Raw genomic sequence first — 26,158 nt, forward strand, 5'->3', positions numbered from 1 at the left:
TCAGCGCGGCGCAGAGGATGTCGCCGAGCTACCGCCCAGCAGAATGGTGCCGATGAGATCAGGGTCGTCGCTCATGGGAACGTGACCGATTCCGGGGAGCACCAGTAGCCGGGCCTGCGGGAAGGATTTGCGCACGCGTCGCGCCTGGTACACCGGCAGGATGAGGTCGCGCCGCCCCCACGCCACGGTGACGGGGACTGTGGCGTCGACGACGGGCGGCAGCGCGAACGACGCCGTCAGTCCCTGGTCGACCAACACGTTGGTGGTGAGGGATCGGGCGTCGATCACTGCATCCTCGTACGGTACGTGGCTCGGCCTGGCGAAGAAGGCGGCCAGCGACGGATAGCGGACTGCGCGGTAGCTCAGCGCCTTCGGCGCATTCTCCCCCATTGCCCTCGCCACCCTGCGGAGCGCACGGAAGGTGTAGATGGTGCGCGCCTGATCGGCCTTGTTGACGAAGAACCCGGCGGGCGAGAGGGCGGTGGCGGAGGCCACCTCACCCCTGGCCGCGAGCGCGAGGGAAAGCCAGCCCCCGAGAGAGTTCCCGGCGATGTGTGCGCGTTCTCCCGGCGGCGTCACCGACCGGACGAACCCGCTCAGCTCCTCGAGGAGTGCGGCCATCGCATCCACACCGTCGTGCTCGAGAGCCGGGCACTCCCCGTGGCCCGGAAGATCCACCGTGACCACCCGGCGATAGGGCGTCAACTGATCCAGCAAGGCGTTCCACGCCTGGCGGCGATGCACCACGCCGTGCACGAGGACGAGCGTGGGGCCGGAGCCGGCGATGTCATGAGGCAAGTCCATGGGCAGATGTTAGCGCTCCCACCGGTAACACTTACAGCTCCGGAGAAACGAGGAGCGCGGACGAGTTGGCGTATAAGCCGGATCCTGTCCCCGGCACCGAAATGCCGGGTGGCGACCATCCATCTGGGCACACCGTCGCCGGGTACCTCGAGCGGTTCACCCGCAGGCTCGGGCGAGCAGCCCTCGAACACCTGCGCAACCGCACCGGGACCTCGAAAGGCCTGGTGCGGTCTTCAACCTTGCTCCGGGCGGGGTTTACCTAGCCACCCCGGTCACCCGGGGTGCTGGTGCGCTCTTACCGCACCGTTTCACCCTGACCGACGCACATCCCGAAGGGGTGTGACGTCGGCGGTCTGTTTTCTGTGGCACTGTCCCGCGAGTCACCTCGGGTTGCCGTTAACAACCGCCCTGCTCTGTGGAGTCCGGACTTTCCTCGGCCCGGGGCCTGTGCATCTGCATGCTGGTTCCCCGTGCCGCGGCCGCCCGGCCAACTCGTCCGCCCGATCAGGATACGCGTCACGCGCTCGGCCTCCGAACTCGCGGTGTCGTGCCTTCGCACTATGGTCGGATTCATGACTCGATACGTCGCCCTTCTGCGCGGGATCAATGTGGGTGGCATCAACATCAAGATGGTGGATCTGCGCCGCACCTTCAGCAATCTGGGTTTCGAGAACGTGAAGACGGTGCTCGCGTCCGGCAACGTGCTGTTCGATTCCGATCGCACCGACGTCCCCACGTTGAAAAGTGAAATCGAGAAGGCCTTGAGGGCCGAGTTCCATTACGACGCGTGGGTTTTCGTGCTGGACCTCGAGACGGTCCGAAGGATCGTCGACGACTACCCGTTCGATCCCGAGCGGGAAGGCTGGCATCCGTACGTGCTCGTGACGCCCGATCCCGACGTTCTCGCGGGGCTGATCGCCAAGGGCGAGGAACTGGATCCGGCAGTCGAGCGAGTCCAGGCCGGGAACGGGGTCCTGTACTGGGAGGTCGAACGCGGGATGACGCTGAAGAGCGCGTTCGGCAAGAGCACGGGCACGCCGCGGCTGAAGGGGTCCACGACGACTCGCAATCTCCGCACCTTGCAGAAGCTGTTGAAGTAATTCGGCGGTGACAGTTCTGGCAGCGGCCTTGGTCGCCGTAGTCCTCCTGTTCGCGGTCGTCCGCCCGTACCGCCTCCCCGAGGTGGTGGTGGCCGCCCCGGCCGCGGCCGTCGCCGTCGGGGTGGGTCTGGTGACGCCGTCGCAGGCCTGGGACGAGGTACGGGAGATGGCGCCGACCGTCGGGTTCCTCGCCGCAATACTCGTCCTGGCGCACCTGGCGGACGCGATGGGTGTGTTTGCCTGGATCGCGAGCCGGTTACGGCGCGGCGCACGAGGAAAGCCGACACGTTTGCTGACGCTGGTGTTCGGCGCCGCCGCGCTCACCACGGCGGTTCTGAGCCTCGACGCCACGGTGGTGCTTCTGACGCCTGCGGTCATCGCCACGGCGCGGGCGTTGCAGATGGATCCACGTCCACATTCGTATGCCACGGCACATCTGTCGAACACCGCGTCGACACTCCTGCCGGTGTCCAACCTCACCAACCTCATCGCGTTTTCCGCGACGGGCATGACCTTCCTCCACTTCACCGCGGTGATGGCGTTGCCCTGGATCGTGTCGGTCTGCGTCGAATTGGCGCTGTTCCGCGTATTCTTCCGGCGGGAACTACTCGCTCGGCGAGGCGCCGAACCGGCGGCGGAACGCGACGTACCCGCGCCTACTGCGGCGTTGGTGATCGTGGGGGCAACGCTGGCGGGTTTCGCTGTGTCCGGCGTCGTCGACGTCGCCCCGGCATGGGTGGCGGCTCTCGGAGCGTTCTCTCTGGGTGTCCTCGCCTTACGGGAGGGGCGAACCAGGATCCGTCACATTATCTACGCGCTGGACGCGTGGTTCTGCCTGTTCGTCCTTCTCCTGGGCGTCGTGGTGACCGGGGTGGCGAACGGTCCGATCGGTCAGTGGATCAGCGAGCGGCTTCCCACCGGCGCCACCTTCCTCGGCTTGCTCGGCATGGCCGTAGTGGCGGCGGTGGCGGCCAACCTCGTCAACAATCTTCCGGCGACGCTTCTCCTGCTGGCCGGGCTGGGCACTCAGGCCCCACCCGGCCTGGTTCTCGCGATGCTGCTGGGTGTCAACCTCGGCCCCAACCTCACCTACGTCGGCTCGCTGGCCATCATGCTGTGGCGGCGGGTGTCCGCGCGCGCCGGTTCGCCACCCGAGTTGCGGACGTTCACCGCGCTGGGCCTCATCACCACGCCGCTGACACTGCTGTCCTCCGTCACCGCGCTGTGGCTGGTCCTGCGGTGAGCCGGGTCAGAGGTGCGAAGTGTCGTTGACCAGGCGTACCGACGAGCCGCCGTCGGGGTAGAACTCGGCGATACTCAGCGACGCCAGATCCAGGTGCAGTTTGTACAGCAGCGACGGTCCGGCGGCGAGCGCCAACTGGAGAAGCGTCTTGATGGGGGTGACGTGGGTTACCACGAGGATGGTCGAGCCAGCGTAGGAGGAGGTCAGGTCTTCCCGCACCCGCTCGATCCGCTCGCGCACCTCGTCGAAACTCTCCCCGGACGGCGGACGCACAGAGGTGTCCGACAGCCAGCTGCGGTGAAGTTCGGGGTCGCGGGCCGCGGCCTCCGCGAACGTCAACCCCTCCCACTTCCCGAAGTCGGTTTCGGTGAGACCCTCGTGCACGGTGACGGGAAGCCCGAGCGCTTCGGCAGCCGCGGCCGCCGTCTGCTGCGCGCGCCCCAGCGGGGAAGAGACGACCGCCGCGATTCCGCCGCGGCCGGCGAGACGTTTGGCGGCGCCCCCCGCCTGCGCCTGCCCCAGTTCGGTGAGTGACGGGTTGCCGCGCCCGGAGTAGCGGCGGTCGACGGACAACGCCGTCTGCCCATGCCGCAATAGCAACATTCGGGTGGGTGCACCGTGTGCGTCCATCCAGCCCGGCGCGGCAGGGCTGGATTGCGCCGGCGCCGGGGAGGGTGTCGCCGAGGAAAGCGTGGGAGACGGCACGCCCTCGGCCGCATCCATCGCCTCGTTCGCGAGGCGGTCGGCATGCGCGTTCTCCGCCCGCGGAATCCACGTGTACGTCACCTGCTGGAACTGTCCGGCAAGGTCGGCGGCGCGTCGCTGCAACGGAATCATGTCGGGATGCTTGACCTTCCAGCGCCCGGACATCTGCTCGACCACCAGTTTCGAATCCATCCGCACCTCGACCGCGGAGGCACCGAGTTCGGCCGCCGCTCCGAGACCGGCGATCAGTCCCCGGTATTCGGCGACGTTGTTGGTGGCGACACCGAGGCTTTCCTTCCGCTCCGCCAGAACGGTGCCGTGTGCCGAATCGAACACGACGGCGCCGTAGCCGGCCGGCCCGGGGTTGCCCCGCGACCCGCCGTCGGCCTCGACGACCACCCGCCCAACACTCACAGACCGGACTCCTTGGTACGCACCAGGATTGCCCCACATTCCGGGCACCGCACCACGACCTCCGGTGCGGTGGCGGTGATGCGCGAGATTTCGCCGCGGTCCAGTTCGATACGGCATGCGCCGCACCTCCGCGCCTGCAGCAGTGCCGCGCCGACACTGTTCTGCTTACGCTGCTTCTCGTAGATCGCGATCAGGTCCGCGGGGAGGTACTCCGCCAGTGTGGCTCGGTCCGCTGTGCACCGCTGCTCCGCGGAATCGAGGTCGGCCACCGCATCGTCGCGGCGGCGGCGTGCGTCGATCAGTTCGTCCTCGATCTGCGAGAGCTGGGCACCGGCATGGTCGTGATCGGACTGTGACGCTTCACGCCGTTCCATCACTTCGAGCAGTTCGTCTTCGAGGAGACCCTGCCGTCGGACCAGGCTGCCGAGTTCGTGTTCGAGTTCGGTGAGCTGCTTCGACCCCACCGAGCCGCTCTGGAGCAGCGCGCGGTCGCGATCCTCCCGCTTGCGCACCGCGTCGACCTCGCCCTCTAGTTTGCGAATGTCGCGGTCGAGGTCGTCCAGGATGATCTCCACGGCCACCGCCGCATCCTTGCGGGTGAGTCGTTCGGCCTCGAGTCGCTCGACTTCCTGCTGTTCCGGGAGCGCGGTGCGGCGGTAGGCGATCCTCGAGAGCTCCGCATCGACGCCGGCGAGGTCGAGGAGCTTGGACTGGACCTGTGGTTCGACGTTCACGCGTGGTAACTCCTGCTGTCTTCTGTGAAGGGTTCTTCTCTGGAGATGTGTAGGCCAACCGTACCCCGGCCGTGGGCGTCGATCGGCGCTACCGCGAGCAGTCCGATGTCGCGCCGACCGACCATGGATCGGTCCGTACCTGCGACACCCGCGCCTGCCATCCGGGCCTGTCACCGAAGGCGTTGTCCAGTACGCCCTTCGCCTGCGCGCACCAGGGCTGCTCACTGGCCCAATGGGCGACGTCGATCAGCGCGGGACCGCCGGCGCGCAGGTGCTCGTCGGCGGGGTGGTGACGCAGGTCCGCGGTCACATATGCGTCGACGCCCAACCGGGAGACGGCGTCCAGGAAGGAGTCGCCCGATCCCCCGCACACAGCGACCGTGCGTACCGTCGCGTCCGGGTCGCCGGCCGCCCGCACTCCCCACGACGTAGCGGGAAGCGCGTCGGCGACCTGCTGGGTGAAGGTCTTCAGCGACACCGGTTCGGGTAGTTCCCCTACCCGGCCCAGTCCGCGGGGGCTGGGAAACGTGGCGGTCTCGAAGACGTCGAATGCGACCTCCTCGTAGGGGTGCGCGGCCCGCAGAGCCGCGAGCACTCCGGCTCTGATCCGCCGCGGCGCGATCACCTCGATCCGGCTCTCCTCGACGAGTTCGAGCTCCCCGACCGAGCCGAGGGCGGGTTGCGCGCCTTCCGTCGGAAGGAACTGTCCCTGCCCGGTGACCGACCAGCTGCAGTCTCGGTAGTTGCCGATGTGGCCTGCGCCCGCGTCGAACATCGCACGGCGGACCTTCGTGGCATCGTCGACCGGCACCGGCACCACCCATTTGTCGAGTGGCTCGGTGGGCTGCGGCTCGATCGGCCCGGTGACGTTCAGGCCCAGCGCCTCCGCCAGTGCGTCGGACACGCCGGGGTCTGCGGAATCCGCGTTGGTGTGCGCGGTGAAAAGGGCGCAGCCCGCTTTGATCAGCCGGTGGATCAACGCGCCTTTGGGCGTGTGCGCGCCGACGGTGTCGACGCCGCGCAGCAGCAACGGGTGGTGGACGAGGAGGAGGTCGGCGCCTGCGTCGACGGCCTCTGCGACCACCGCAGCCGTCGGGTCCACCGCAATCATCACCGTGGTGACGGAGTCCTCGGGGTCGCCGCAGACCAGGCCGACGGAGTCCCACGACTCCGCGAGGGCCGGAGGATAGGCGTCGTTCAGGACCGCGATGATGTCGCCGAGACGAACAGGATTCACAGGATCTCCTTCATCGCGTCGATCAGTACGTCGGTCTGCTCGCTGGGCCGCACGGCCACCCGCAGGAAGTTCGCATCCAGGCCTGGGAACGTGTCACACCGCCGGACGGCAATGCCCCGCTCCCGGAGGTGCTTGCGCATCAGTTCGCCGTCCGGGAATCGCAGCAGCAGGAAAGGAGCAGATGCGGGCTGGTGCACTGCCACACCGAGGTCGTGCAGTCGCCGGATCATGTCGTCCCGCCAGGAGCCCAGGAGCACGGCACGGTCCCGGGCGGCGGCGACGGCGGCGGCACTACTGCAGGCCGCGATCGCCTCCACCTGCAGGCTTCCCAGCGGCCAGTGAGCCCTGCCTACCTGCAGTCGCTGGAGAAGCTCGGGCGATCCGAGGACGTACCCGCAGCGCAGTCCCGCAAGCGCCCAGGTCTTGGTGAGGCTGCGCAACACCAGGACGTCGGGCAGCGACAGACCGGCCAGCGATTCCACTTCACCGGGCACCGCGTCGGCGAACGCCTCGTCGACAACCAGAATCCGGTCGGGACGGCGCAACCGGAGAATGTCCTCGGCGGGGTGCAGCACCGACGTGGGATTGGTCGGATTTCCGACCACGACGAGGTCCGCCGAGTCGGGCACCGGCGCGTGCTCGAGTCGGTACGGATCCTCGAGCAGTACCCGGGTGACAGGGACCCCGGCCTCCCGCAGTGCCCATTCGGGCTCGGTGAACGACGGATGAAACAGTGCTGCCTGCCGCACACCGAGCCGGGGCAGCAACGAGAATCCCTCGGCCCCACCCGCGAGGAGCAACACCTCGTCCGGTGACCGTCCGTGCCGCTCGGCGGCCGCGGTGCGGGCAGCGAGGTCGGCGGCCACCGTCGGGTACGTGCCCAGACTCCCTAGCGCGTCGGCGAGGCGGCGGCGCAACCATTCCGGTGGGCCGTCGCCTTGCACGTTCACTGCGAAATCGAGCAGACCTGGCCCCGCTTCCACATCTCCGTGATGACGCAGGCTCTCCCGGCTACCGGCACGAATGTCCACAGCTGTCGAGCCTAAGGGACAATGGTCCGGTGACTTCGCTCTCCACCGCCCAGTCGACCCTGTCCGCCCCCTCGGCCCTGTCTGCGCCGATCGTGCTGTTCGACCTCGACGGCACGCTCACCGACTCGGCTCCCGGTATCCACGGCGGTTTCCGCCACGCGCTCGCCACCATCGGGCAGCCGGAACCGACCCACGAGATGCTCGACAACGTGATCGGGCCGCCGATGATCGACACCTTCCGTTCACTGGGCCTCGACGAGGCCGATGTCCAGCGCGCACTGGCGGCGTACTTCGACCGCTACGACAGTGTGGGGTGGGCGGAGAACTCTGTATTCGACGGCATCGCGGACGTGCTGGCCGGCGCCCGCGACAGCGGCAGGAGGCTCGCCGTCGCCACGTCGAAATCCGAGCGGTTCGCCGTCCGCATCCTGGAGCATTTCGAGTTGGCCCACTATTTCGAATTTATCGGCGGCGCCAGCAACGACGGGCAGCGCCGCGCGAAGGCAGACGTGATCGCGCATTCTCTGCAGGCCCTGGGTGTCTCCGCCACCGAGGGTGCGACGTCCGATGTGCTGATGATCGGCGACCGCGACCACGACGTGCTCGGTGCGGCGCGGTGGGGTATTCCCGCGGTCTTCGTCGAGTGGGGGTACGGTTCGCCGGCCGAGGCGTCGGGTGCGCACCGTTCGGCGCGCACGGTGACCGAGCTCGGGAAGATGCTCGATGGCGCAGCCTGACCCGCGGTTGCACGTCACCTTCGTGTGCACCGGCAACATCTGCCGCTCCCCCATGGCCGAGAAGATTTTCGGCGAACACCTCAGACGTGCAGACCTGGACCACCGGGTGAGGGTGAGCAGCGCCGGCACGCACGGGTGGCACGTCGGCCGGGAGGCGGACCTCCGGACCAACGAGATCCTGAAGCTGAACGGTTACCCCACCGGCCACACCGCTGCCGAGGTCGGGCCGTACCACCTCGGCGCCGACCTCGTCGTCGCCCTGGCGGCCAATCATGATCGTGAACTCGCTCACCTCGGCGTACCCAAGGAGCGTCGCCGGCTGCTGCGCAGCTTCGACCCGGACGCCGACTCCTCGTCCGTCCCCGATCCGTTCTACGGCGGTCTCGAGGACTTCGAACGGGTGCGCCGCCAGATCGAGGCCGCGGTGCCCGGACTGCTCGAGTGGGTACGCGGTCGCTGACCCGCGATCAGGGGTCTCACCTGCGAGCGGCTACCGTGGAAGGGTGCGAAGGCTGAGATTTCTGTTGCGACCCGGCTGGTTGGTGTTGGCCGTGGTGGTCGCCGGATTCGCATTCATGTGCTTCTACGTACTGGCCCCATGGCAGCTCGGCAAGAACACCTCGACGGAACACCGCAACCAGCTGATCGCCGAATCGGTGGAGGCCGAGCCGGTATCCCTGGAGAGCCTGATCCCCGGGTCGGCGCCGAATCCGGACGACGAGTGGCGCCGCGTCACCGCCACCGGCTCGTACGTGCAGAACAGTGACATCCTCGTCCGGTTGCGGTCCATCGGGTCGGAGCCCGCGTATGAGGTACTGACACCCCTGCAGCTCACTGACGGCCGCGCCATTCTCGTCAATCGCGGATATGTGAGACCGGTCCAGGGGACCGAAGCGCCTCCCGTCGGACCGCCCCCCGCAGGACAGGTCACGCTCGACGGGCGCATCCGCAAGTCGGAGGGCACTGTCGCCGGGAAGGACCCGATCACGGAAAACGGTCTGCGGCAGGTCTACTTCATCGACGCCGGTCAGATCGGCGACTTCATCGACATCGACCTTCTCGACGCCTACGTGCAGCTGGAACCGGATCAGCCCGGAGGACTGGGCACCATTCCGCTCCCTCAACTCGACGCCGGCCCCTACCTGTCCTACGGACTGCAGTGGCTGGCGTTCGGGATCATGGCTCCCCTGGGATTGGCGTACTTCGTCCGCGCCGAACTGCGGGAACGTCGCAAGGAGAAGGCTGCCACGGGCGGCACGTCCCCGGCTTCCGCCCCCGTTCCCGCCGCGAAGAAGACGCCGTTCACGCGGGCCAAGCCCGCCGACTCAGCCCCGCGGACGGCGGCAGAAGCGAAGATGGCCGACCGCTACGGCAAGAGCCGCTGAGACACACGCCGCACCGCACTGGACCGCGGTCGACAGCCGCACCGCACGGCGCAGGTCGCTAGGCGCGGGCATACGGCCACTCCCCAGCTGCGGGCGCATCTCGACTCCGTGCGCATACTGGGTCCGGCCGCCGAGGGAAATCCCGAGAGCACCCGCGGTCGCGGCTTCCACGACGCCCGCGTTGGGGCTGGGATGCCCCGCCGCATCCCGGCGCCATGCCGTCCAGGCCTGCCTCGGCGAACCATCCACTGCCGGGGCGAGCGCCACGGTAATAGCGCCCGTCAGCCGGGCGGGCAGAAGGTTCAGAACGTCGTCGCCGCGCGCCGCGGCCCACCCGAAATTGCGGTATCTCGGCGAGCGATACCCGACCATCGCGTCCAGTGTGTTGAACGCCCGGTAGACGAACAGGCCTGGGATGCCTGCCAGCGCACCCCAGAAAAGTGGTCCCACTGCCGCGTCGGACGTGTTCTCCGCCACCGACTCGAGCGTCGCCCGCGTGATTCCCCGGGCGTCGAGCACGCTGGGATCCCGGCCGCACAGCGACGGCAACAGTGCACGGGCATCGGTGAGGTCCTCACCCGCGAGGTGTTCGGCCATCGCCGCGCCGGTGCGGCCGAGGGACGTTCCGCCGAGCACGGCCCACGTCGCGATCGCGGTCCCGCCTGCCTCGCCTGCCCAGCCTCCCTGCTGCGCAGCCCGCGTGGTGACCATCCCCAGTGCCCCGACGACGCCCACGAGCGCCGCTGCATGCAGGGCGCCCGACAGCCGCGAGTCGCGGTAGATAGCTTTCTCGCATGCTGCTGCCGCCCTGCCGAATCCGGACACCGGATGCCACCGGGCCGGGTCGGCCAGCAGTCGGTCGGCGCCGAAGCCGAGCAGCAGGCCTACTGCACGCGCGGTGCCGGGGCGGGAGGTTGGATACACGCCGCTATTTGTATCAACTAACGTTGCAGGGGAGTGAAGGAGCGTCCATGAGTGCCGTGATCGACGAGTATCTGGCCGGGAAAGATCCGGACGCCACGGAGCGTCTTCTGCAGTTCCGGGACCTGGTGCTGGCGTGCGGTGAGGTGGACGAGCGAGTTCACCGGACCGAGATCGCGTGGGCGCGCACCCGCGTCTTCGCCGCCGCGTTCATCTACTCGTCCCGACTCGAGATCGCCCTCGACCTTCGTCGACGCGTGCACCACCCGCAGCTGCGCGACGCTTTCCCCACCACCAAAACGGTGATCACGCATCGGCTCACGATCACCGCCGACGGCCAGCTCGACGACACCCTCGCCGCGCTTCTGACCGAGGCCTACGAGACGGTCGGCCCGGGCACCCGCGCGCGGTAGCCGATGCGCGCGGTTGCCCGCGACGCATCCGCGCACCGATTGGTCGGATGCTGAGAAATTGGCCGGCGAGTCGCGCGAATCGGTGCGCGAATGCGGACAAGACGAAAACGGTGGGCGCGGAGGGTTTCGAACCCCCGACCGCTGGTGTGTAAAACCAGAGCTCTACCACTGAGCTACACGCCCGAACATCCGGCGAGAGGCTCGCCGGATGTGCATCAGGACTCTAGCGTGGCGAGCGCTTTCTCCCAAGCTCCCTGGTCACGGGCTTCTCCGGGGCCGTTCATTTCGGCGAACCGAATGATGCCTTCCTTGTCGATCACGAAGGTGCCGCGGTTGGCGAAGCCCAGCTTCTCGTTGAAGACGCCGTATGCCTGTGCGACCTCGCCGTGTGGCCAGAAGTCGGCGAGCAGCGGGAAGGTGTACCCCTGTTCGGCGGACCAGATCTTGTGCGTGGGCGAGGCACCGACCGACAGTGCGAGAATGGCGGTGTCGTCGTTCTCGAACTTCGGCAGCTCGTCGCGCACTTTGCAGAGCTCGCCCTGGCAGGTGCCGGTGAAGGCGAGGGGGTAGAACACCAGCAGGACGTTCTTCTTCCCGCGGTAGTCGGACAGCGTCACCTGCTGGTTGTTCTGGTCCTTGAGGGTGAAATCGGGGGCGGTGGTGCCCACCTCGAGCGGCATGAGGTGATCCTTCGATGTGTGATGAACGTTCCGGCGGGTCAGCGTTTGCTCACGGGGCGTGACTTCGGCTGCACCAGGCGGCTTCCGGACCAGTCTCCGAGGTTGGCCGCGGATGTCTGGGTCAACCCGGCCGTGGGGGCTGATTCTGCGATCTCGCTGGGTTCCACATGACCGGGCTGGCCGGTCTTCGGAGTGAGGACCCACACGAACCCGTCGTCGGCCAGCGGGCCGATCGCGTCCATGAGGGCGTCGACGAGGTCGCCGTCTTCGTCGCGCCACCACAGCAGCACGACGTCGATCACCTCGTCCGAGTCCTCGTCGAGCATGTCTCCACCGATGGTGTCCTCGACCGCGGCACGCAGGTCGTCGTCGGTGTCCTCGTCCCAGCCCAGTTCTTGTACTGCCATGTCAGCAGTGATCCCGAGTTTCTGAGCGTAGTTCTGGGCGTCCGCCGCGGCGACCACGGTGGGGTCCTCCTTTTGTTGACGGTGCTCGGGTACCCGAACACCGGCCGAATGAAGATCAATTAGGTGAAAGCGAACATGCTCGGACGCTTTCGCGCAAGCCGACCACGCGAAAATTGTGGAGAAAGTGCCGCGTGGTCATCGACCGAGCCTACGGTGCGGAGCTCAGGAAGTGGGGCAGGCTGCCCGAATCGAGTCGCGGAGTTCGTCCCCACGACCCGCGAGCGTGTTCAGATAGTCGCCTCGCTCGCCGCTCTCGACCGCGGAGGCGAGGTCGCGATACGTGGCCGCGTAGTCGACGAAGAGACCCGCCAGATCCGGAGGCAGTGCCGGGCCCGCCTCCTCGGCCCGGTCCGCCGCGGAACGCAGAGCCCCTACGGCCTGAGCGGCTTTCGCGCCGGCGTCCGCGGCGTCGGTGTTGGCCGCGTCGATGAAGGCGTTGTACGAGTCGATGGTGTCGCCGGCGCGGGTGAGGAACAGCGCGCATTCCGCCTCCAGCGCGGCGAGTTCGTCCGCGGCCTTCTGGGAGGACGACGCTGCCGCCATCGACGACGTGACTTCCGCGGCGTACTCGGCCGCCTGCGCTCGGTTCTCTTGTGGGTGACCCTCGACCGGGGCGGAGCAACCCACGACCAGGGCCAGTCCGATCACCGCGGCGGCAGCGCCGAGCAGGGCTGCTCTTTCGGTTCCGGCGCGCATTCGGCTCCCCTGTTCCACGACGACCCCCCACAAGTGAACCGTCAGGCCCCGTAACTGCGCAAACGCTACCGGAGAGTAACCCGAGCGGAGTGTGCCGACTGCGTCGCGATGGGGAAAGATGGGGCTTGCGCCATATTTCATAAAGGAGATGGGTCGGACCTAACAAGGTCCCGATCACATGGAGAGGACGCCACACCGCGCGTCCCACCACAATGAGGAGCAACGTTGTCAGACCTGATCCAGGGACCCGCGTCTCAACCGGATTCCGCCACACCCGGCGCCGGAGCGGCCCAACCTTCCCCCAGTGCGACCCCGGGCTCCGACGGCCGCGTTCGCGTCATCCGTGAGGGTGTCGCGTCGTATCTGCCCGACATCGACCCGGACGAAACCACTGAGTGGCTGGAATCGTTCGACGGACTGCTCGATCGGTCCGGACCGACCCGCGCGCGTTACCTGATGCTGCGCATGCTCGAACGCGCCGGCGAGAAGCACGTCGCTCTTCCCGCGCTGACATCCACCGACTACGTCAACACCATCCCCACCGAGAACGAGCCCTGGTTCCCCGGTGACGAGGAAGTCGAGCGGCGCTACCGCGCCTTCATCCGCTGGAACGCGGCGATCATGGTGACGCGTGCGCAGCGTCCCGGCGTCGGCGTCGGCGGACACATCTCCACGTACGCGTCCTCGGCGGCCCTGTACGAGGTGGGCTTCAACCACTTCTTCCGCGGCAAGGACCACCCGGGTGGTGGCGACCAGATCTTCATCCAGGGTCACGCCTCCCCCGGCATCTATGCCCGCGCGTTCCTCGAGGGCCGTATTCCGGCCGAGCAGATGGACGGATTCCGTCAGGAGGCATCCCACGCCGACGAGGGTGGCGGCCTGCCGTCGTATCCGCACCCGCGGCTGCTGCCCGACTTCTGGGAATTCCCGACCGTGTCCATGGGTCTCGGCCCGATGAACGCCATCTACCAGGCACGGTTCAACCACTACCTGCACGACCGCGGCATCAAGGACACCTCCGATCAGCACGTGTGGGCGTTCCTCGGCGACGGCGAGATGGACGAGCCGGAATCGCGTGGCCTCGCCCACGTGGCCGCTACCGAAGGTCTCGACAACCTGACGTTCGTGGTGAACTGCAACCTGCAGCGCCTCGACGGCCCCGTCCGCGGTAACGGCAAGATCATCCAGGAACTCGAATCGTTCTTCCGCGGTGCCGGCTGGAATGTCATCAAGGTCGTGTGGGGACGCGAGTGGGATGCGCTCCTGCATGCGGACCGCGACGGCGCCCTGGTCAATCTCATGAACGTCACCCCGGACGGTGACTACCAGACGTACAAGGCCAACGACGGCGGCTACGTGCGTGAGCACTTCTTCGGCCGCGATCCGCGGACCAAGGAACTCGTCGCGAACCTGTCCGATCAGGACATCTGGAACCTCAAGCGTGGTGGTCACGACTACCGCAAGATCTACGCTGCCTACGCTGCCGCGATGGCACACAAGGGCCAGCCGACGGTGATCCTCGCGCACACCATCAAGGGTTACACCCTCGGTAAGCACTTCGAGGGCCGCAACGCGACCCACCAGATGAAGAAGCTCACGCTCGACGACCTGAAGAACTTCCGCGACTTGCAGCGCATCCCGATCTCGGACGAGGAGCTCGAGCGAGATCCCAAGATGCCGCCGTACTACCACCCCGGCAAGGACGCACCCGAGATCCAGTACATGCTCGACCGTCGCCGCGCGCTGGGCGGGTTCCTCCCCGAACGTCGCTCCAACGTCGCCCCGTTGCCGATGCCGCCCGACAAGACCTACGACGTGGTACGCAAGGGCTCCGGCAAGCAGCAGGTCGCGACCACGATGGCACTGGTCCGCATCATGAAGGAACTGTTGCGGGACAAGGAGATCGGCAAGCGCATCGTGCCGATCATTCCCGACGAGGCGCGCACGTTCGGTATGGACTCGTGGTTCCCGTCCCTGAAGATCTACAACCGCAACGGCCAGCTGTACACGGCCGTGGACGCCGAACTGATGCTCGCCTACAAGGAGAGCGAGATCGGGCAGATCCTGCACGAGGGCATCAACGAGGCGGGGTCGACCGCGTCGTTCACGGCAGTCGGCACCTCGTACGCCACGCACGGCGAGCCGATGATCCCGCTGTACATCTTCTACTCGATGTTCGGTTTCCAGCGCACCGGCGACGGGCTCTGGGCAGCAGCCGATCAGATGGCGCGCGGATTCGTCCTCGGCGCCACCGCCGGCCGCACCACGCTGACCGGTGAGGGACTACAGCACGCGGACGGGCACTCGCTGCTGCTGGCGTCGACCAACCCGGCGGCCGTCGCCTACGACCCGGCGTTCTCCTATGAGATCGCGCACATCATCAAGGACGGTTTGCGCCGCATGTACGGCGGCACCGAGGGCGTCGACGGTTTCGGTGGCGAGAACATCTTCTACTACATCACCCTGTACAACGAGCCGTACTCGCAGCCGGCCGAGCCGGAGAACCTGGACGTCGAGGGCCTGCTCAAGGGCATGTACCTGTTCAAGAAGTCGGAAGGTTCCGGCCCGAAGGCCCAGATCCTGGTCTCCGGCGTCGGGATGCCCGAGGCTCTGCGCGCGCAGGACCTCCTCGCCGACGACTGGGGTGTGGCCGCCGACGTGTGGTCGGTGACGTCGTGGGGCGAGCTGCGCCGCGACGGCGTCGAGTGTGAGAAGCAGGCACTGCGCGACCCGGGCAACGATGCACCACTGCCCTATGTCACGCAGGCACTCTCCGATGCGGCCGGCCCGTTCGTCGCCGCCTCGGACTGGATGCGCGCCGTCCCGGACCAGATCCGTCAGTGGGTCCCCGGCTCGTACACCACCCTGGGCACCGACGGGTTCGGCTTCTCCGACACCCGTCCGGCCGCGCGTCGATTCTTCAACGTCGACGCCGAATCGATCGTCGTCGCCGTCCTCAGCGCGCTCGCCGGGGAAGGAGCGGTCGACCGGTCGAAGGCCGTCGAGGCTGCGTCGAGGTACCGCATCGACGAGGTCGGCGCCGCGGAGGTGTCCTACACCGACACCGGAAGCGCGTAACCCACAGATAGTTCCTCGACTCACTGCCGCCCGGGTGTCCGTCGGACATCTCGGGCGGCGGTGAGCGTAGGTTCTTGACCATGGTCGAGCAGAGTCCGATGGTCTCCCGCAGACGACAGCCCAGAGATCCGTTGCCCGATGCTCTCCTGCGCCGCGTCAAGCAGTTTTCCGGCCGCCTCTCCACCGAGGCCGTCACCACCATGCAGGATCAACTGCCCTTCTTCGACGACCTCGATGCCGCTCAACGCTCCAACGTGCAACTGCTCGTGCAGACGGCGGTCGTCAACTTTCTGGAGTGGCTCAAGGACCCGGACAGCGATATCCGCTTCAGCCTCGACGCTTTCCAGGTCATCCCCCAGGACCTGGCCCGCCGACTCACTCTCCGGCAAACGGTCGACATGGTCCGGGTGGCCATGGAGTTCTTCGAGCAGTGGCTTCCCGCCCTCGCCCGCAACGACCAGCAGTTGATCGCACTGACCGAGGCCGTGCTCCGGTACGGACGCGAGCTCGGCTTCGCGGCCGCCTCCGTCTACGCGAGTGCCGCGGAATCCCGCGGCGCCTGGGACACCCGGCTCGAGGCACTCGTCGTCGATGCCGTCGTCCGGGGCGACACCGGGTCCGACATGCTGTCGCGGGCGGCCACCCTCAACTGGGACGCCACCGCGCCCGCCACCGTGATCGTGGGCACACCGCCGGAGGACGAGCGCGTGTCCGTGGTCGGGACGGTGCACACCATCGCGCAGAAACACGGCCGTGCAGCGCTGGCCGTGGTGCAGGGCTCCCGCCTGGTGATGGTGGTCAGCGGTGAACTACAGGAGGGGTCGGGGCACTCGAGTTTCATGTCGGATCTGCTCGGCAAGTTCTCGGAAGAGCCGGTGATCATCGGTCCGACCACCCCGACGCTCGGCGCAGCCCACTTCAGTGCCGTCGAGGCGCTGGCCGCGATGCAGGCGGTAGCAGGCTGGCGAGGCGCCCCCCGGCCGGTCCACGCCGCCGAACTTCTCCCCGAACGCGCGCTCCTCGGCGACAACGCGGCGGTCACTGCCCTCAACGAACATCTCGTAGCTCCGCTGGCGGCCGCGGGCGGGGTCCTGACGGACACGTTGGACGCCTATCTCGACTGTGGAGGTGCGGTTGAGACTTGTGCACGGCAGCTGTTTGTTCATCCAAATACTGTGCGGTATCGACTCAAGCGAATCGCCGAAGTCACGGGCCGAGATCCGACGAATCCGAGGGATGCGTACGTGCTTCGGGTGGCCGCCACAGTCGGTCGTTTGACACGTTCCCATAACGAACCCATCACACGTTTAACACCAGTCACAGGCTTCCCATTCGGAGAACCAGGGCTGTAACGAACGGTTGTCCAATTTCGATGCGAGGGGCCCACGTGCAATTTTGTAGGAACCCAACAAATCCGCTGACAAAGGTTCATCCGCAACGACATCTCGCAGTACGTACCTGACGGTGTTCTCTTGAAGAGTGATTTCGTTGCTCGCCCCGGGTCAGGGCTCTCAGACACCCGGCATGCTCATCCCTTGGTTGGAGCTGCCGGGTTCTCATGACCGTGTCGCACTGTGGTCGAAGGCTTCCGGCCTCGATCTGGTCCGGCTCGGCACCACAGCGACGGCAGAGGAGATCACCGACACGTCGGTGACTCAGCCTCTCGTCGTGGCCGCCGCCTTGCTCGCTTTCGAGGAGCTCGACACCCGCGGTGTGATCCCCGCCGACGCCATCGCGGCCGGGCACTCGGTCGGGGAACTCGCCGCGGCGGCTATCGCCGGTGTGCTCTCCACAGATGATGCTGTCGCCCTCGCCGCGATCCGCGGCGCGGAGATGGCCAAGGCCTGCGCCCTCGAACCGACCGGAATGTCCGCCGTCCTCGGCGGCGACGAAACCGTGGTCCTCGCCCGCCTCGAAGAGCTGGGCCTCGAGCCGGCCAACCGAAACGCTGCCGGCCAGATCGTGGCAGCGGGTCTGCTCTCCGCGCTCGAAGAGCTCGCCGCCAACCCACCGGAGAAGGCACGGGTGCGCGCACTCCCCGTCGCCGGCGCCTTCCACACCCGGTTCATGGCACCCGCCCAGGAAGCCGTCACCGAAGCGGCGTCCAAGATCAAGCCCGACGAACCCACTCGCACACTGCTCTCCAACGCCGACGGCGCACCGGTCGCATCCGGAGCCGACGCACTGACTAAGCTGGCTGCGCAGGTGACCCGACCTGTGCGTTGGGACCTGTGCACCGCGAGTCTGCGGACCGCTCAGGTCTCCGCGATCGCGGAACTTCCACCAGCTGGAACCCTGGTCGGCATCGCCAAGCGTGAAATGCGCGGTACGCCGACTCTGGCACTCAAGACCCCGGGGGATATCTCCGCGCTGGCCGAACTCACACAAGTCGGCTAGTTTGCTGCGCGCACCTCAGGTGCGTGCAGGGCCCGCGGGCGCGGCCGATGGGGACGCGTCCGCACAACTCCAGATACATCTACACCGAATCAGAAGGGAGCCACTCAGTGGCCGCCACCCAGGAAGACATCATCGCCGGACTCGCGGAGATCATCGAGGAGGTCACCGGCATTGAACCCTCCGAGGTGACCATCGAAAAGTCCTTCGTCGACGACCTCGACATCGACTCCCTCTCCATGGTTGAGATCGCCGTTCAGACCGAAGACAAGTACGGCGTGAAGATCCCCGACGAGGATCTCGCAGGCCTGCGCACCGTCGGTGACGCCGTGTCCTACATCCAGAAGCTCGAAGCCGAAGGCGGCGCCGAGGCTGACGCCGTGAAGGCCAAGCTCGAAGCAGCCAAGAACGACGAGGAGTGAGCTCAACCGTGACTTCCGCCTCGACCAACGGGAAACAGTTCCCCAACATCGTCGTCACGAGCCTCGCGGCCACGACGTCGATCGCTGGTGATGTGGATGCCACGTGGAAGGGCCTGCTGGCCGGCGAGAGCGGCATCGACACCATCCAGGAGCCCTTCGTCGCCGAGAACGACCTTCCGGTGACGATCGGTGGCAAGCTCAAGGTGTCGCCCGACGAGTCGCTGTCCCGGGTCGAGATTCGCCGGATGAGTTTCGTCGAGCGGCTGGCGCTCGTCCTGGGCCGTCAGGTCTGGGAGAACGCCGGCAGCCCGGAGGTCGACAAGGACCGACTCGGAGTCGTCATCGGCACCGGATTGGGCGGCGGCGAGGCTCTCATCGACGCAGTCGAGAAGATGAAGGCCGGCGGCTATCGCAAGGTGTCGCCGTTCGCGGTGCAGATGGTGATGCCCAACGGTCCGTCGGCCACCGTCGGACTCGAACTCGGGGCCCGCGCCGGGGTCATCACACCCGTCTCGGCCTGCTCTTCGGGCTCCGAGGCCATCGCCCATGCGTACCGCATGCTGGTGATGGGTGACGCCGACATCATCGTCGCCGGTGGTGTGGAGGGTTACCTCGACGCCGTGCCGATCGCGAGCTTCGCGATGATGCGCGCGCTGAGCACCCGGAACGACGATCCGAAGGCGGCTTCGCGGCCGTTCGACAAGGATCGCGACGGCTTCGTCTTCGGTGAAGCCGGCGCAATGATGGTTCTCGAGACCGAGGAGCACGCCAAGGCTCGCGGTGCCACCATCCACGCCCGTCTGCTGGGCGCGGGAATCACCTCCGACGGGTTCCACATCGTCGCTCCCGATCCTTCGGGTTCGGGCGCTGCGCGGGCCATGACGAGGGCAATCGAGACTGCTGGGTTGACGAAGAAGGACATCCAGCACATCAACGCGCACGCCACGGCCACGCCGATCGGTGACACAGCAGAGGCGAACGCCATCAAGGCTGCTGTCGGCAACCATGCTGCGGTGTACGCACCGAAGTCCGCGTTGGGGCACTCGATCGGCGCCGTCGGTGCGCTCGAGGCGGTGCTCACGGTCCTGAGTCTGCGTGAGGGAGTCATTCCGCCCACGCTGAATCTCGAGAATCAGGATCCAGAAATCGATCTGGATGTCGTCAAGGGCGAAGCCCGTTACGGCGAGATCGAGTTCGCGATCAACAACTCGTTTGGTTTCGGTGGGCACAACGTCGCGCTCGCCTTCGGCCGGGTCTGACAAGCCGGTCCAGCTAGATCGCGGGTGGAGACCTCCTTCCTCAGGGGGTCTCCACCCATCGACAGCCCCTCAGGGCCGCTACAAGGAGACGCGATGACAATCTTGGCACCCGCAACGAAGTCCGATGCGTCAGTCGATCCACGCGACCCCCTTGCGCGCCTGGAAAAGCTGTTCGATGCCGGGACCGTCGTCCCCTTGCACCCGCGTGACAAGTCCGGTGTGCTGGCTGCGGCCGGCAACATCGACGGTGTCCGCACCATCGCCTACTGCTCCGATGCCACCGTCATGGGCGGTGCCATGGGGGTCGAAGGTTGTAAGCACATCGTCACGGCGATCGACACCGCCCTCGAGGAAGATGCCCCCATCGTCGGGCTCTGGCATTCGGGTGGTGCGCGCCTCGCCGAAGGCGTCGAGGCGCTGCACGCCGTCGGACTCGTCTTCGAGGCCATGGTGCGTGCCTCCGGTCGCATCCCCCAGATTTCCGTAGTCCTCGGCTTCGCCGCCGGCGGAGCCGCATACGGCCCCGCCCTCACCGACATCGTCATCATGGCGCCCGAGGCCCGCGTTTTCGTGACCGGCCCCGACGTGGTGCGCAGTGTCACCGGCGAACAGGTCGACATGGTGTCCCTCGGCGGCCCCGACACTCACACCAAGAAGTCGGGTGTGGCGCACATCGCCGCCCACGACGAGGCCGATGCCCTGCATCGGGCGCGCCGCCTCGTGTCGATGTTCTGTGAGCAAGGCGAATTCGACCAGGCCGCAGCCGAACACGGTGACACCGATCTCCGCGCCCTCATGCCGGAGTCGGCCAAGCGCGCCTACGATGTTCGCCCGATCGTGCACGAACTACTCGACAACGTCGAGGGCGAGTCGAGCTTCGAAGAGCTGCAGGGCAATTACGCGCGCAGCATCGTCACCGGGCTGGGCCGCCTCGGCGGCCGCACGGTCGGCGTCATCGCCAACAACCCGCTTCGCCTCGGCGGTTGCCTCAACTCCGAAAGTGCGGAGAAGTCGGCGCGTTTCGTGCGCCTGTGCAACGCGTTCGGGATCCCCCTCGTCGTCATCGTCGACGTCCCCGGTTACCTCCCCGGCGTCAGCATGGAATGGGAAGGCGTGGTTCGTCGCGGCGCCAAGCTGCTCCACGCCTTCGCTGAGGCCAAGGTTCCGCGGGTCACGGTGGTCACGCGCAAGATCTACGGTGGCGCCTACATCGCCATGAACTCTCGCGCGCTCGGGGCCACCGCCGTCTACGCCTGGCCCGACGCCGAGGTCGCCGTGATGGGCGCCAAGGCTGCTGTCGGCATCCTGCACAAGCGTGCGCTCGCCGCCGCTCCCGAAGAAGAGCGTGAGGCGCTGCACGAGCGTCTGGCCATCGAGCACGAGAGCATCGCCGGTGGTGTCGATCGCGCCGTTGCGATCGGCGTGGTGGACGAGGAGATCGACCCGGCCAAGACACGCAGCGTCATCACCGCCGCCCTCGCGGCCGCCCCCGCGCATCGCGGCGATCACAAGAACATCCCGCTCTGATTCGGTAGACCACACCGCGGTCGATTCGGTGTGAGTCATATCGGAGTGCCTACGTCGGTGCGAAGAGCAACAGTCCCGCCCTCGTCTACCTACACGGCGGTGTGGACCACCCGGGCGGTGACCACCTCGCAGCCCCTTTGCGCGCCGAGTCGCTGCGTGATCTGCGGCCCGCGCTGATCATCGCCGCGGAGGTCGACCCGATTCGGGACGACGCCGAGGCGTACGCGCAGCGGCTGCGACGGCGTCCCCGTCTCCCCAGACGAGGTATGCCGGCGTCCTCCAACACGAAGTTCCGCCAATATCTTTCCGGGCCAAATGACCCGCGGTCAGCCGACTTCCCTGCGCAGCCAGGTGACCTCTGCGCCTTCCCCTCCGCTGCGGTAGGGCTCGAGTTCCTCGTCCCACGCAGTGCCCAACGCGTAGTCGAGTTCGGCGGCGATGTCGCCACCGGCCTCCATCAGGGCCCGGAGTCGCATCTCCCCTACGACGACGTCGCCGTTGGCGCTGGTGGAACCGTGCCACAGACCCATGCCGGGAACGTGGCTGTATCGCTCGCCGTCCACACCTTCGCTGGCATCCTCAGTTACCTCGAATCGCAGCATCGGCCAGGCTCGAAGCGCATTGACCAGTCGGGAGGCGGTGCCGACGGGGCCGACCCAACTGGTGGTGGCGCGCAGAACCCCTTTGGAAGCCGGCTGCGAGGTCCACTTGAGATTGGGTGGGCAGTCGAGGGTTGCGGTCAACGCCCACTCGATATGGGGGCACAACGCGGCGGGCGACGAGTGGATGTAGACAACTCCAGCCGTCGCGTCCGCGAACTGATCCAATGCGCGCACTCCAGCCTCCTGCTTCGACGAGGGACGTCTTCCCCAACGGCCTCAGTCGATGCGTGCAGCACGCTCGGTGGACCAGTGTGCCTTGTGTTGCCCGTGTTGCGCCAGTGATTCGCATATTCGGTGTGTCATGATCGCCTGCCCTCCGCCAGCACCGCGTCGCTCACCTCGGTCCAGAGCGGCTTGGCCCAGTCACCGAATGGGCGATCCGTCAGCACCACACACGCCAGCCCCGCCGCGGGATCGGTCCACAGGAACGTGCCCGACTGGCCGAAGTGCCCGAAGGTGCGCGGCGAGTTACTCAGGCCCGTCCAGTGCGGGCTCTTGTGGGAACGGAGCTCGAATCCCAGACCCCAGTCGTTGGGACGCTGAGACCCGTAGCCGGGCAGAACGCCGTCCAGGCCCGGGAATTGCACCGACGTGGCCGCATCGACCGTCTCCTGCGACAACAGCGCAGGCCGGAGCAACTCGGCGGCGAAACGTCCGAGGTCGCCCGCCGACGACTCCGCGCCGTGGCCGGCGGGACCGAAGAGCGCGGACGCCCCCATCTTCAGCGGCGCGAAGACGGATTCGGCCAGATAGTCGGCGAAGTCGATCGACGTCTCGGCGGTGACGAACTCGGCGAGCACTTCGTAGCCTGCGCTCGAGTAGATCCGCTTACGCCCCGGCGTGGTCTGCGCCCGATTGTCGTCGAAGGCGAGGCCCGACGCGTGCGCCAGGAGGTGACGCACCGTCGAACCCTCAGGGCCTGCGGGCTGGTCGAGTTCGACGGCCCCCTCCTCGGTGGCCACCAGGACTGCGTACGCGCAGAGCAATTTGGTGACCGAGGCGAGCGGGAAGACGCGCTGTTGGTCGCCGTACTCGCCGATCACCCCTTCGTCTCGCGACAGGACGACCGCCGCAGCGTTGTCCACGGGCCATCGGGCAATCTGATCGAGACTCTGCACCCGGTCAGCCTACGAGAGCACCCCGTGGTCTGCTGCGGCGAGCCGTCACCAGTCGGCTTCGGTGTACCGGATGACGCCGCGAATGTTCTTGCCGTCGAGCATGTCCTGATACCCGTCGTTAACCCCTTCGAGGGTGTAGGTGCGGGTGATCATGTCGTCGAGGTTCAACTGCCCCGACTTGTACATGGCCAGCAGGTTCGGGATCTCGACCCGGGCGTTTCCGCCGCCGAAGATGGTGCCCTTCAGGTCCTTCTGCAGCATCGAGAAGAGGAACAGGTTCAGCTTGACGTCCATGTCGGTCATCGCGCCCATGGCCGTGACGACACAGGTGCCGAACTTACTGGTGAGCAGCAGGGCTTCCTCGACATACTCGCCGCGCATCTCCCCGACCGTGATGATCGTCTTCTGCGCCATCAACCCGTTCGTGAGGGCGATGATCGGCTCGATGGCGGCCGCGGCGCTCTCGAACGCGTGGGTGGCCCCGAACTTCAGTGCCTGCTCCCGCTTCCACGGAACGGGATCGATGGCGAAGATCTGGCGCGCTCCGGACGCCACCGCACCCTGCAGGGCGCTCATGCCGACGCCGCCGACACCCATGATGACGACGGATTCACCCGGCTTCACCTCCGCCATCCGCGTGGCCGACCCCCACCCGGTGGGAACTCCGCAGCCGACGAGGGCGGCGACGTCGAAGGGAATGTCCTTGTCGATCTTCACGACCGAGGTCTCGTGCACGACCATGTAGGGCGAGAACGTGCCGAGGAGGCACATCGGAATGACGTTTTCGCCGCGCGCGTGGATGCGGAAGGTGCCGTCACTGATTGCCAACCCGCTCAGGAGCCCCATCCCGAGGTCACAGAGATTCTGGTGTCCCGCCGAGCACGCCGGACAGCGTCCGCAGGCAGGCACGAACGAGAGCACCACGTGGTCGCCGACTTCGAGGTCCTTCACCTCCGGCCCGAGCTTGGTGATGACGCCGGACCCTTCGTGGCCGCCCATCACCGGGAAGGATGCCATGGGCATCGAGCCGGTGACGATGTGATGGTCGGAGTGGCACATGCCGGCGGCTTCCATGCGAATCTGCACCTCGCCCGCAACCGGATCGCCGATCTCGATCTCCTCGACCGACCACGGCTCGTTCAGGCCCCACAGGATCGCACCCTTGGTCTTCATGTGTCTTCCAACCCTTCATTCATGTCTGCGCATCTGCTGATGTGACGATAGACACAATCAACCCGAATTGGAACACGTTCTACCGAATCGGGCCCCAGAATCCGAAACTGTTACCGGGTCACGTCGTGGAGGTGGTGGATCGGATCGTGGACGAAGTACTTCGCCAGCGACTCCACCGTGAACGACGCGCCGTCACTACGCCGCCCGGTCCGGTGGCGTCGCTCGGCTTCGACGGCGTCGAAGGCATCCGCCACGCGGGCCGCCGCCGCAGCGAGCTCCCTCCCCACCACCACAGGGTCCTCTTCGTTGTACCGCTCCGCCACAGCTGTCTCGTCCTGATCCCAGTTGAGGAACACCGGATCCGTCTCGTCCAGCATCGACTGCAGTCGCTTGTCGAAGATGCGGAACACGTCACGCACGTGGGCGGCGTACTCGAGCGCCGACCACGTCCCCTCGTCCGGGCGCACAGCCACGTCTGGCCGCTCCAGAACCGGTACCCACGCCGCGGCGTTCGCGCGCACGAGATCGGGAATGTCCGTGTACCGGACCTCCGCGGAGTCGAACCCGCAGTCGGGACAAGCCCGTTCGAGAACCCAGGTCCAGTTCTTGGTGTCGGGAGTGATCGCCATGTCCGTCATCGTAGGGTTCGGCGATCACCCTCACCCGATCGCCGCCCTGCGCAGTTCCGCGTACGAGTCGTCGATCGCGACCGCAAGCCGGGCGACATCGGGCAGCGTCGCCGGATCGGTGCAAAGCCCGATCCCGATGCTCCCGGCGCACGAGATCGCGGCGATACGGAGGGCGTGGTGCGCGGCCGGCTCCGAAGAGGAGAAGAGATGCTCGACCCGGCGACCGGCCACCCCCACGGGTACGGCCGGGCCTGGAACGTTCGAAATCGACAGGCTGAATTCTCGCGCGCTCCCGGCGAGCCGCTCCACAGCGCTGCCGAGGTGCTTCGTGCGCCCGAGGGCATGGAACAGGTCGTAGAGTTCTTCGGCATCGCCGAGGAGTTTGCGCTCCGTGGTCTCTCGGGCAATCCGGTCGAGCCGCTCGAGCGGGTCGGTCTCCCCGAGCGGCAGATCGATGTTGAGGAACGAGTCCCGATTCCCGAACTCCCCCGCGCTCTCCGTTCGGTGATGGAGGCTGACCGGAACCTGGGCACGAAGTCGCGGAAGCCCCGCCGCGCCGTCGCCGAGCCATCGGCGCACCCCGCCGGCGACGATCGCGAGGAGAACGTCGTTGACCGTTGCGTGGACGGGACGTGACTTCCCGATCGACTTCAGCTCTGCCAGCGGGGCGACCGTGAAGGCCACCTCCCGGGAGACACCGATCGGGCGGTCGAAAGGAGAGCGCGACCCGCGCGAGACGAGTTCCCGCCAGATCGCTCCGGGCATCCGCCGGGCCTCGGCGAACCACGAGCGCTTCGCCGGAGCCGGGCGAATGCCCGGTCGCGCCCCCTGGCCGGAGTCCGGATGCGGGTGCGGATCCCAGAGCACGGCATCGAGGAAGCGGACCGCCGTGATCCCGTCGGCCATCGCATGGTGAATCCGGACCGCGATCGCTTCGCGGCCGTCACCGAGCGGGCCGATCACGTCGATTGTCCACAACGGTCGGTCATGGTCGAGTCGCTCGGACATCAGCCTGCTGACGGCCCGCCACAGATCTGCCCGCGAGACGCAGGCGGGCTCTGCCAGACGCCGGACATGGTCGCTGATCGCGAAGTCGGCGACGTCGACCCAGCGCGGCTCCGGTCCCGACGTGTCGACCCGCTGCCTCGCGCGGGGTCGACCGGGAAGTCGCGCCGCTACCGAGGATCTCAGGGCGTCGAGGTCGAGCGGTCCGGCATCCGGCTCGAGGACGACCAACTTCAGCGTATGACCGGTGATTGCCGCCGATTCCAGCGCCAGGATGCGCGCGTCATCGGCGGAGAGCCGATCGGGATCCTCGCTGGCCACTCG

Annotated in this window: 26 protein-coding genes, 1 tRNA gene, 1 other RNA gene and 1 pseudogene; 13 read left to right on the top strand and 16 right to left on the bottom strand. The window is 67.1% G+C overall.

Translation table 11 applies throughout. The annotated features are described in order from the left end of the window. Positions 1-804, bottom strand: a complete 804-nt coding sequence (locus tag JQT59_RS25615) for an alpha/beta fold hydrolase (protein WP_213572488.1) — start codon at positions 802-804, stop codon at positions 1-3. A gap of 57 nt (positions 805-861) precedes the next feature. Further along, positions 862-1,299: RNase P RNA component class A (rnpB, locus tag JQT59_RS25620), an RNA gene on the bottom strand. Between the two features lie 77 nt (positions 1,300-1,376). On the opposite strand from rnpB, the gene JQT59_RS25625 reads away from it, so the two are divergent. Further along, the gene (locus JQT59_RS25625) at positions 1,377-1,904 is read left to right on the top strand and encodes a DUF1697 domain-containing protein (protein WP_213572489.1); all 528 of its coding nucleotides are present in this window, start codon (positions 1,377-1,379) and stop codon (positions 1,902-1,904) included. Between the two features lie 7 nt (positions 1,905-1,911). Further along, positions 1,912-3,147, top strand: a complete 1,236-nt coding sequence (locus JQT59_RS25630) for an SLC13 family permease (RefSeq protein WP_213572490.1) — start codon at positions 1,912-1,914, stop codon at positions 3,145-3,147. Between the two features lie 6 nt (positions 3,148-3,153). Here the strand turns inward: JQT59_RS25630 and JQT59_RS25635 are convergent, their stop codons facing one another. The 4 genes from JQT59_RS25635 to cobC form a co-directional block, all read right to left on the bottom strand. Continuing rightward, complete coding sequence (locus JQT59_RS25635) at positions 3,154-4,266, bottom strand: bifunctional RNase H/acid phosphatase (protein ID WP_213572491.1); 1,113 nt, start codon at positions 4,264-4,266, stop codon at positions 3,154-3,156. Further along, positions 4,263-5,000 carry a zinc ribbon domain-containing protein gene (locus JQT59_RS25640; RefSeq protein ID WP_213572492.1) on the bottom strand — a complete coding sequence of 246 codons (738 nt, stop codon included), beginning with the start codon at positions 4,998-5,000 and terminating at the stop codon, positions 4,263-4,265. The genes JQT59_RS25635 and JQT59_RS25640 overlap by 4 nt, the downstream gene beginning before the upstream one ends. A gap of 88 nt (positions 5,001-5,088) precedes the next feature. Further along, positions 5,089-6,237 carry a Nif3-like dinuclear metal center hexameric protein gene (locus JQT59_RS25645; protein ID WP_213572493.1) on the bottom strand — a complete coding sequence of 383 codons (1,149 nt, stop codon included), beginning with the start codon at positions 6,235-6,237 and terminating at the stop codon, positions 5,089-5,091. Continuing rightward, entirely contained in the window at positions 6,234-7,268 is a 1,035-nt protein-coding gene (gene cobC, locus JQT59_RS25650; RefSeq protein ID WP_213572494.1) for an Rv2231c family histidinol phosphate aminotransferase CobC, read from the bottom strand. Before cobC ends, JQT59_RS25645 begins: the two co-directional genes overlap by 4 nt. Before the next feature lie 29 nt (positions 7,269-7,297). On the opposite strand from cobC, the gene JQT59_RS25655 reads away from it, so the two are divergent. Genes JQT59_RS25655 through JQT59_RS25665 form a run of 3 tightly spaced genes read left to right on the top strand, consistent with a single transcriptional unit; the run spans position 7,298 to position 9,390 of the window. Then, a complete protein-coding gene (locus JQT59_RS25655) occupies positions 7,298-8,005 on the top strand; it encodes an HAD-IA family hydrolase (protein ID WP_213572495.1) in 708 nt (235 codons plus the stop codon). Beyond that, positions 7,992-8,465: a low molecular weight protein-tyrosine-phosphatase gene (locus JQT59_RS25660; RefSeq protein ID WP_213572496.1), complete on the top strand. Its 474-nt coding sequence runs from the start codon at positions 7,992-7,994 to the stop codon at positions 8,463-8,465. Before JQT59_RS25655 ends, JQT59_RS25660 begins: the two co-directional genes overlap by 14 nt. A gap of 43 nt (positions 8,466-8,508) precedes the next feature. Beyond that, positions 8,509-9,390, top strand: coding sequence for an SURF1 family cytochrome oxidase biogenesis protein (locus JQT59_RS25665; RefSeq protein ID WP_213572497.1), 882 nt, complete (start codon positions 8,509-8,511; stop codon positions 9,388-9,390). On the opposite strand, the gene JQT59_RS25670 is transcribed toward JQT59_RS25665, so the two are convergent. Further along, positions 9,331-10,314, bottom strand: a complete 984-nt coding sequence (locus tag JQT59_RS25670) for a cobalamin biosynthesis protein (RefSeq protein ID WP_213572498.1) — start codon at positions 10,312-10,314, stop codon at positions 9,331-9,333. The genes JQT59_RS25665 and JQT59_RS25670 overlap by 60 nt on opposite strands. A 47-nt stretch (positions 10,315-10,361) precedes the next feature. Here JQT59_RS25670 and JQT59_RS25675 point away from each other — a divergent pair, with 47 nt between their 5' ends. Continuing rightward, positions 10,362-10,724 (top strand): DUF5655 domain-containing protein, encoded by a 363-nt coding sequence (locus JQT59_RS25675; protein ID WP_159921579.1) that lies wholly within the window; start codon positions 10,362-10,364, stop codon positions 10,722-10,724. 111 nt (positions 10,725-10,835) lie between these two features. On the opposite strand, the gene JQT59_RS25680 is transcribed toward JQT59_RS25675, so the two are convergent. The 4 genes from JQT59_RS25680 to JQT59_RS25695 form a co-directional block, all read right to left on the bottom strand. After that, positions 10,836-10,907, bottom strand: a tRNA-Val gene (locus JQT59_RS25680). A gap of 32 nt (positions 10,908-10,939) precedes the next feature. Next, on the bottom strand, positions 10,940-11,404 hold the full coding sequence (locus JQT59_RS25685; RefSeq protein ID WP_109329112.1) for a peroxiredoxin: 465 nt from the start codon (positions 11,402-11,404) through the stop codon (positions 10,940-10,942). A 38-nt stretch (positions 11,405-11,442) separates the two neighbouring features. Continuing rightward, the gene (locus JQT59_RS25690; protein ID WP_213572499.1) at positions 11,443-11,868 is read right to left on the bottom strand and encodes a DUF3052 domain-containing protein; all 426 of its coding nucleotides are present in this window, start codon (positions 11,866-11,868) and stop codon (positions 11,443-11,445) included. Positions 11,869-12,033: 165 nt separating this feature from the next. Beyond that, positions 12,034-12,567, bottom strand: a complete 534-nt coding sequence (locus JQT59_RS25695) for an Rv2240c family protein (RefSeq protein ID WP_213572500.1) — start codon at positions 12,565-12,567, stop codon at positions 12,034-12,036. 225 nt (positions 12,568-12,792) lie between these two features. On the opposite strand from JQT59_RS25695, the gene aceE reads away from it, so the two are divergent. From aceE to JQT59_RS37230, 7 genes and pseudogenes are all read left to right on the top strand, one after another. Next, complete coding sequence (aceE, locus tag JQT59_RS25700; RefSeq protein WP_109329106.1) at positions 12,793-15,645, top strand: pyruvate dehydrogenase (acetyl-transferring), homodimeric type; 2,853 nt, start codon at positions 12,793-12,795, stop codon at positions 15,643-15,645. 80 nt (positions 15,646-15,725) lie between these two features. Further along, on the top strand, positions 15,726-16,997 hold the full coding sequence (locus tag JQT59_RS25705) for a PucR family transcriptional regulator (protein WP_213572501.1): 1,272 nt from the start codon (positions 15,726-15,728) through the stop codon (positions 16,995-16,997). Positions 16,998-17,124: 127 nt separating this feature from the next. Next, positions 17,125-18,042, top strand: a complete 918-nt coding sequence (locus JQT59_RS25710) for an ACP S-malonyltransferase (RefSeq protein ID WP_208961860.1) — start codon at positions 17,125-17,127, stop codon at positions 18,040-18,042. 107 nt (positions 18,043-18,149) lie between these two features. Next, on the top strand, positions 18,150-18,461 hold the full coding sequence (gene acpM, locus JQT59_RS25715) for a meromycolate extension acyl carrier protein AcpM (RefSeq protein WP_109329100.1): 312 nt from the start codon (positions 18,150-18,152) through the stop codon (positions 18,459-18,461). Between the two features lie 8 nt (positions 18,462-18,469). Then, positions 18,470-19,720: a KasA/KasB family beta-ketoacyl-ACP synthase gene (locus JQT59_RS25720; RefSeq protein WP_109335018.1), complete on the top strand. Its 1,251-nt coding sequence runs from the start codon at positions 18,470-18,472 to the stop codon at positions 19,718-19,720. A 93-nt stretch (positions 19,721-19,813) separates the two neighbouring features. Next, positions 19,814-21,247, top strand: coding sequence for an acyl-CoA carboxylase subunit beta (locus JQT59_RS25725; protein WP_159921571.1), 1,434 nt, complete (start codon positions 19,814-19,816; stop codon positions 21,245-21,247). 101 nt (positions 21,248-21,348) lie between these two features. After that, positions 21,349-21,429, top strand: a pseudogene (locus tag JQT59_RS37230) (hypothetical protein); the annotation flags it as partial. 144 nt (positions 21,430-21,573) lie between these two features. Here JQT59_RS37230 and JQT59_RS25735 read toward each other — a convergent pair. The 5 genes from JQT59_RS25735 to JQT59_RS25755 all read right to left on the bottom strand — a co-directional run bounded on the left by JQT59_RS25735 (position 21,574) and on the right by JQT59_RS25755 (position 26,155). Continuing rightward, complete coding sequence (locus JQT59_RS25735; RefSeq protein ID WP_109329046.1) at positions 21,574-22,083, bottom strand: DUF3145 domain-containing protein; 510 nt, start codon at positions 22,081-22,083, stop codon at positions 21,574-21,576. Positions 22,084-22,208: 125 nt separating this feature from the next. Next, a complete protein-coding gene (locus JQT59_RS25740; protein ID WP_213572502.1) occupies positions 22,209-23,027 on the bottom strand; it encodes a serine hydrolase domain-containing protein in 819 nt (272 codons plus the stop codon). Between the two features lie 45 nt (positions 23,028-23,072). Continuing rightward, the gene (locus JQT59_RS25745; RefSeq protein WP_109329042.1) at positions 23,073-24,200 is read right to left on the bottom strand and encodes an NDMA-dependent alcohol dehydrogenase; all 1,128 of its coding nucleotides are present in this window, start codon (positions 24,198-24,200) and stop codon (positions 23,073-23,075) included. Between the two features lie 110 nt (positions 24,201-24,310). Beyond that, complete coding sequence (locus JQT59_RS25750; RefSeq protein WP_213572503.1) at positions 24,311-24,829, bottom strand: DinB family protein; 519 nt, start codon at positions 24,827-24,829, stop codon at positions 24,311-24,313. Positions 24,830-24,859: 30 nt separating this feature from the next. Beyond that, positions 24,860-26,155: a wax ester/triacylglycerol synthase domain-containing protein gene (locus tag JQT59_RS25755; RefSeq protein ID WP_213572504.1), complete on the bottom strand. Its 1,296-nt coding sequence runs from the start codon at positions 26,153-26,155 to the stop codon at positions 24,860-24,862. Positions 26,156-26,158 lie beyond the last annotated feature (3 nt).

It is taken from the genome of Rhodococcus sp. USK13 (assembly GCF_018343855.1).
Lineage (GTDB): Bacteria > Actinomycetota > Actinomycetes > Mycobacteriales > Mycobacteriaceae > Rhodococcus_F > Rhodococcus_F oxybenzonivorans.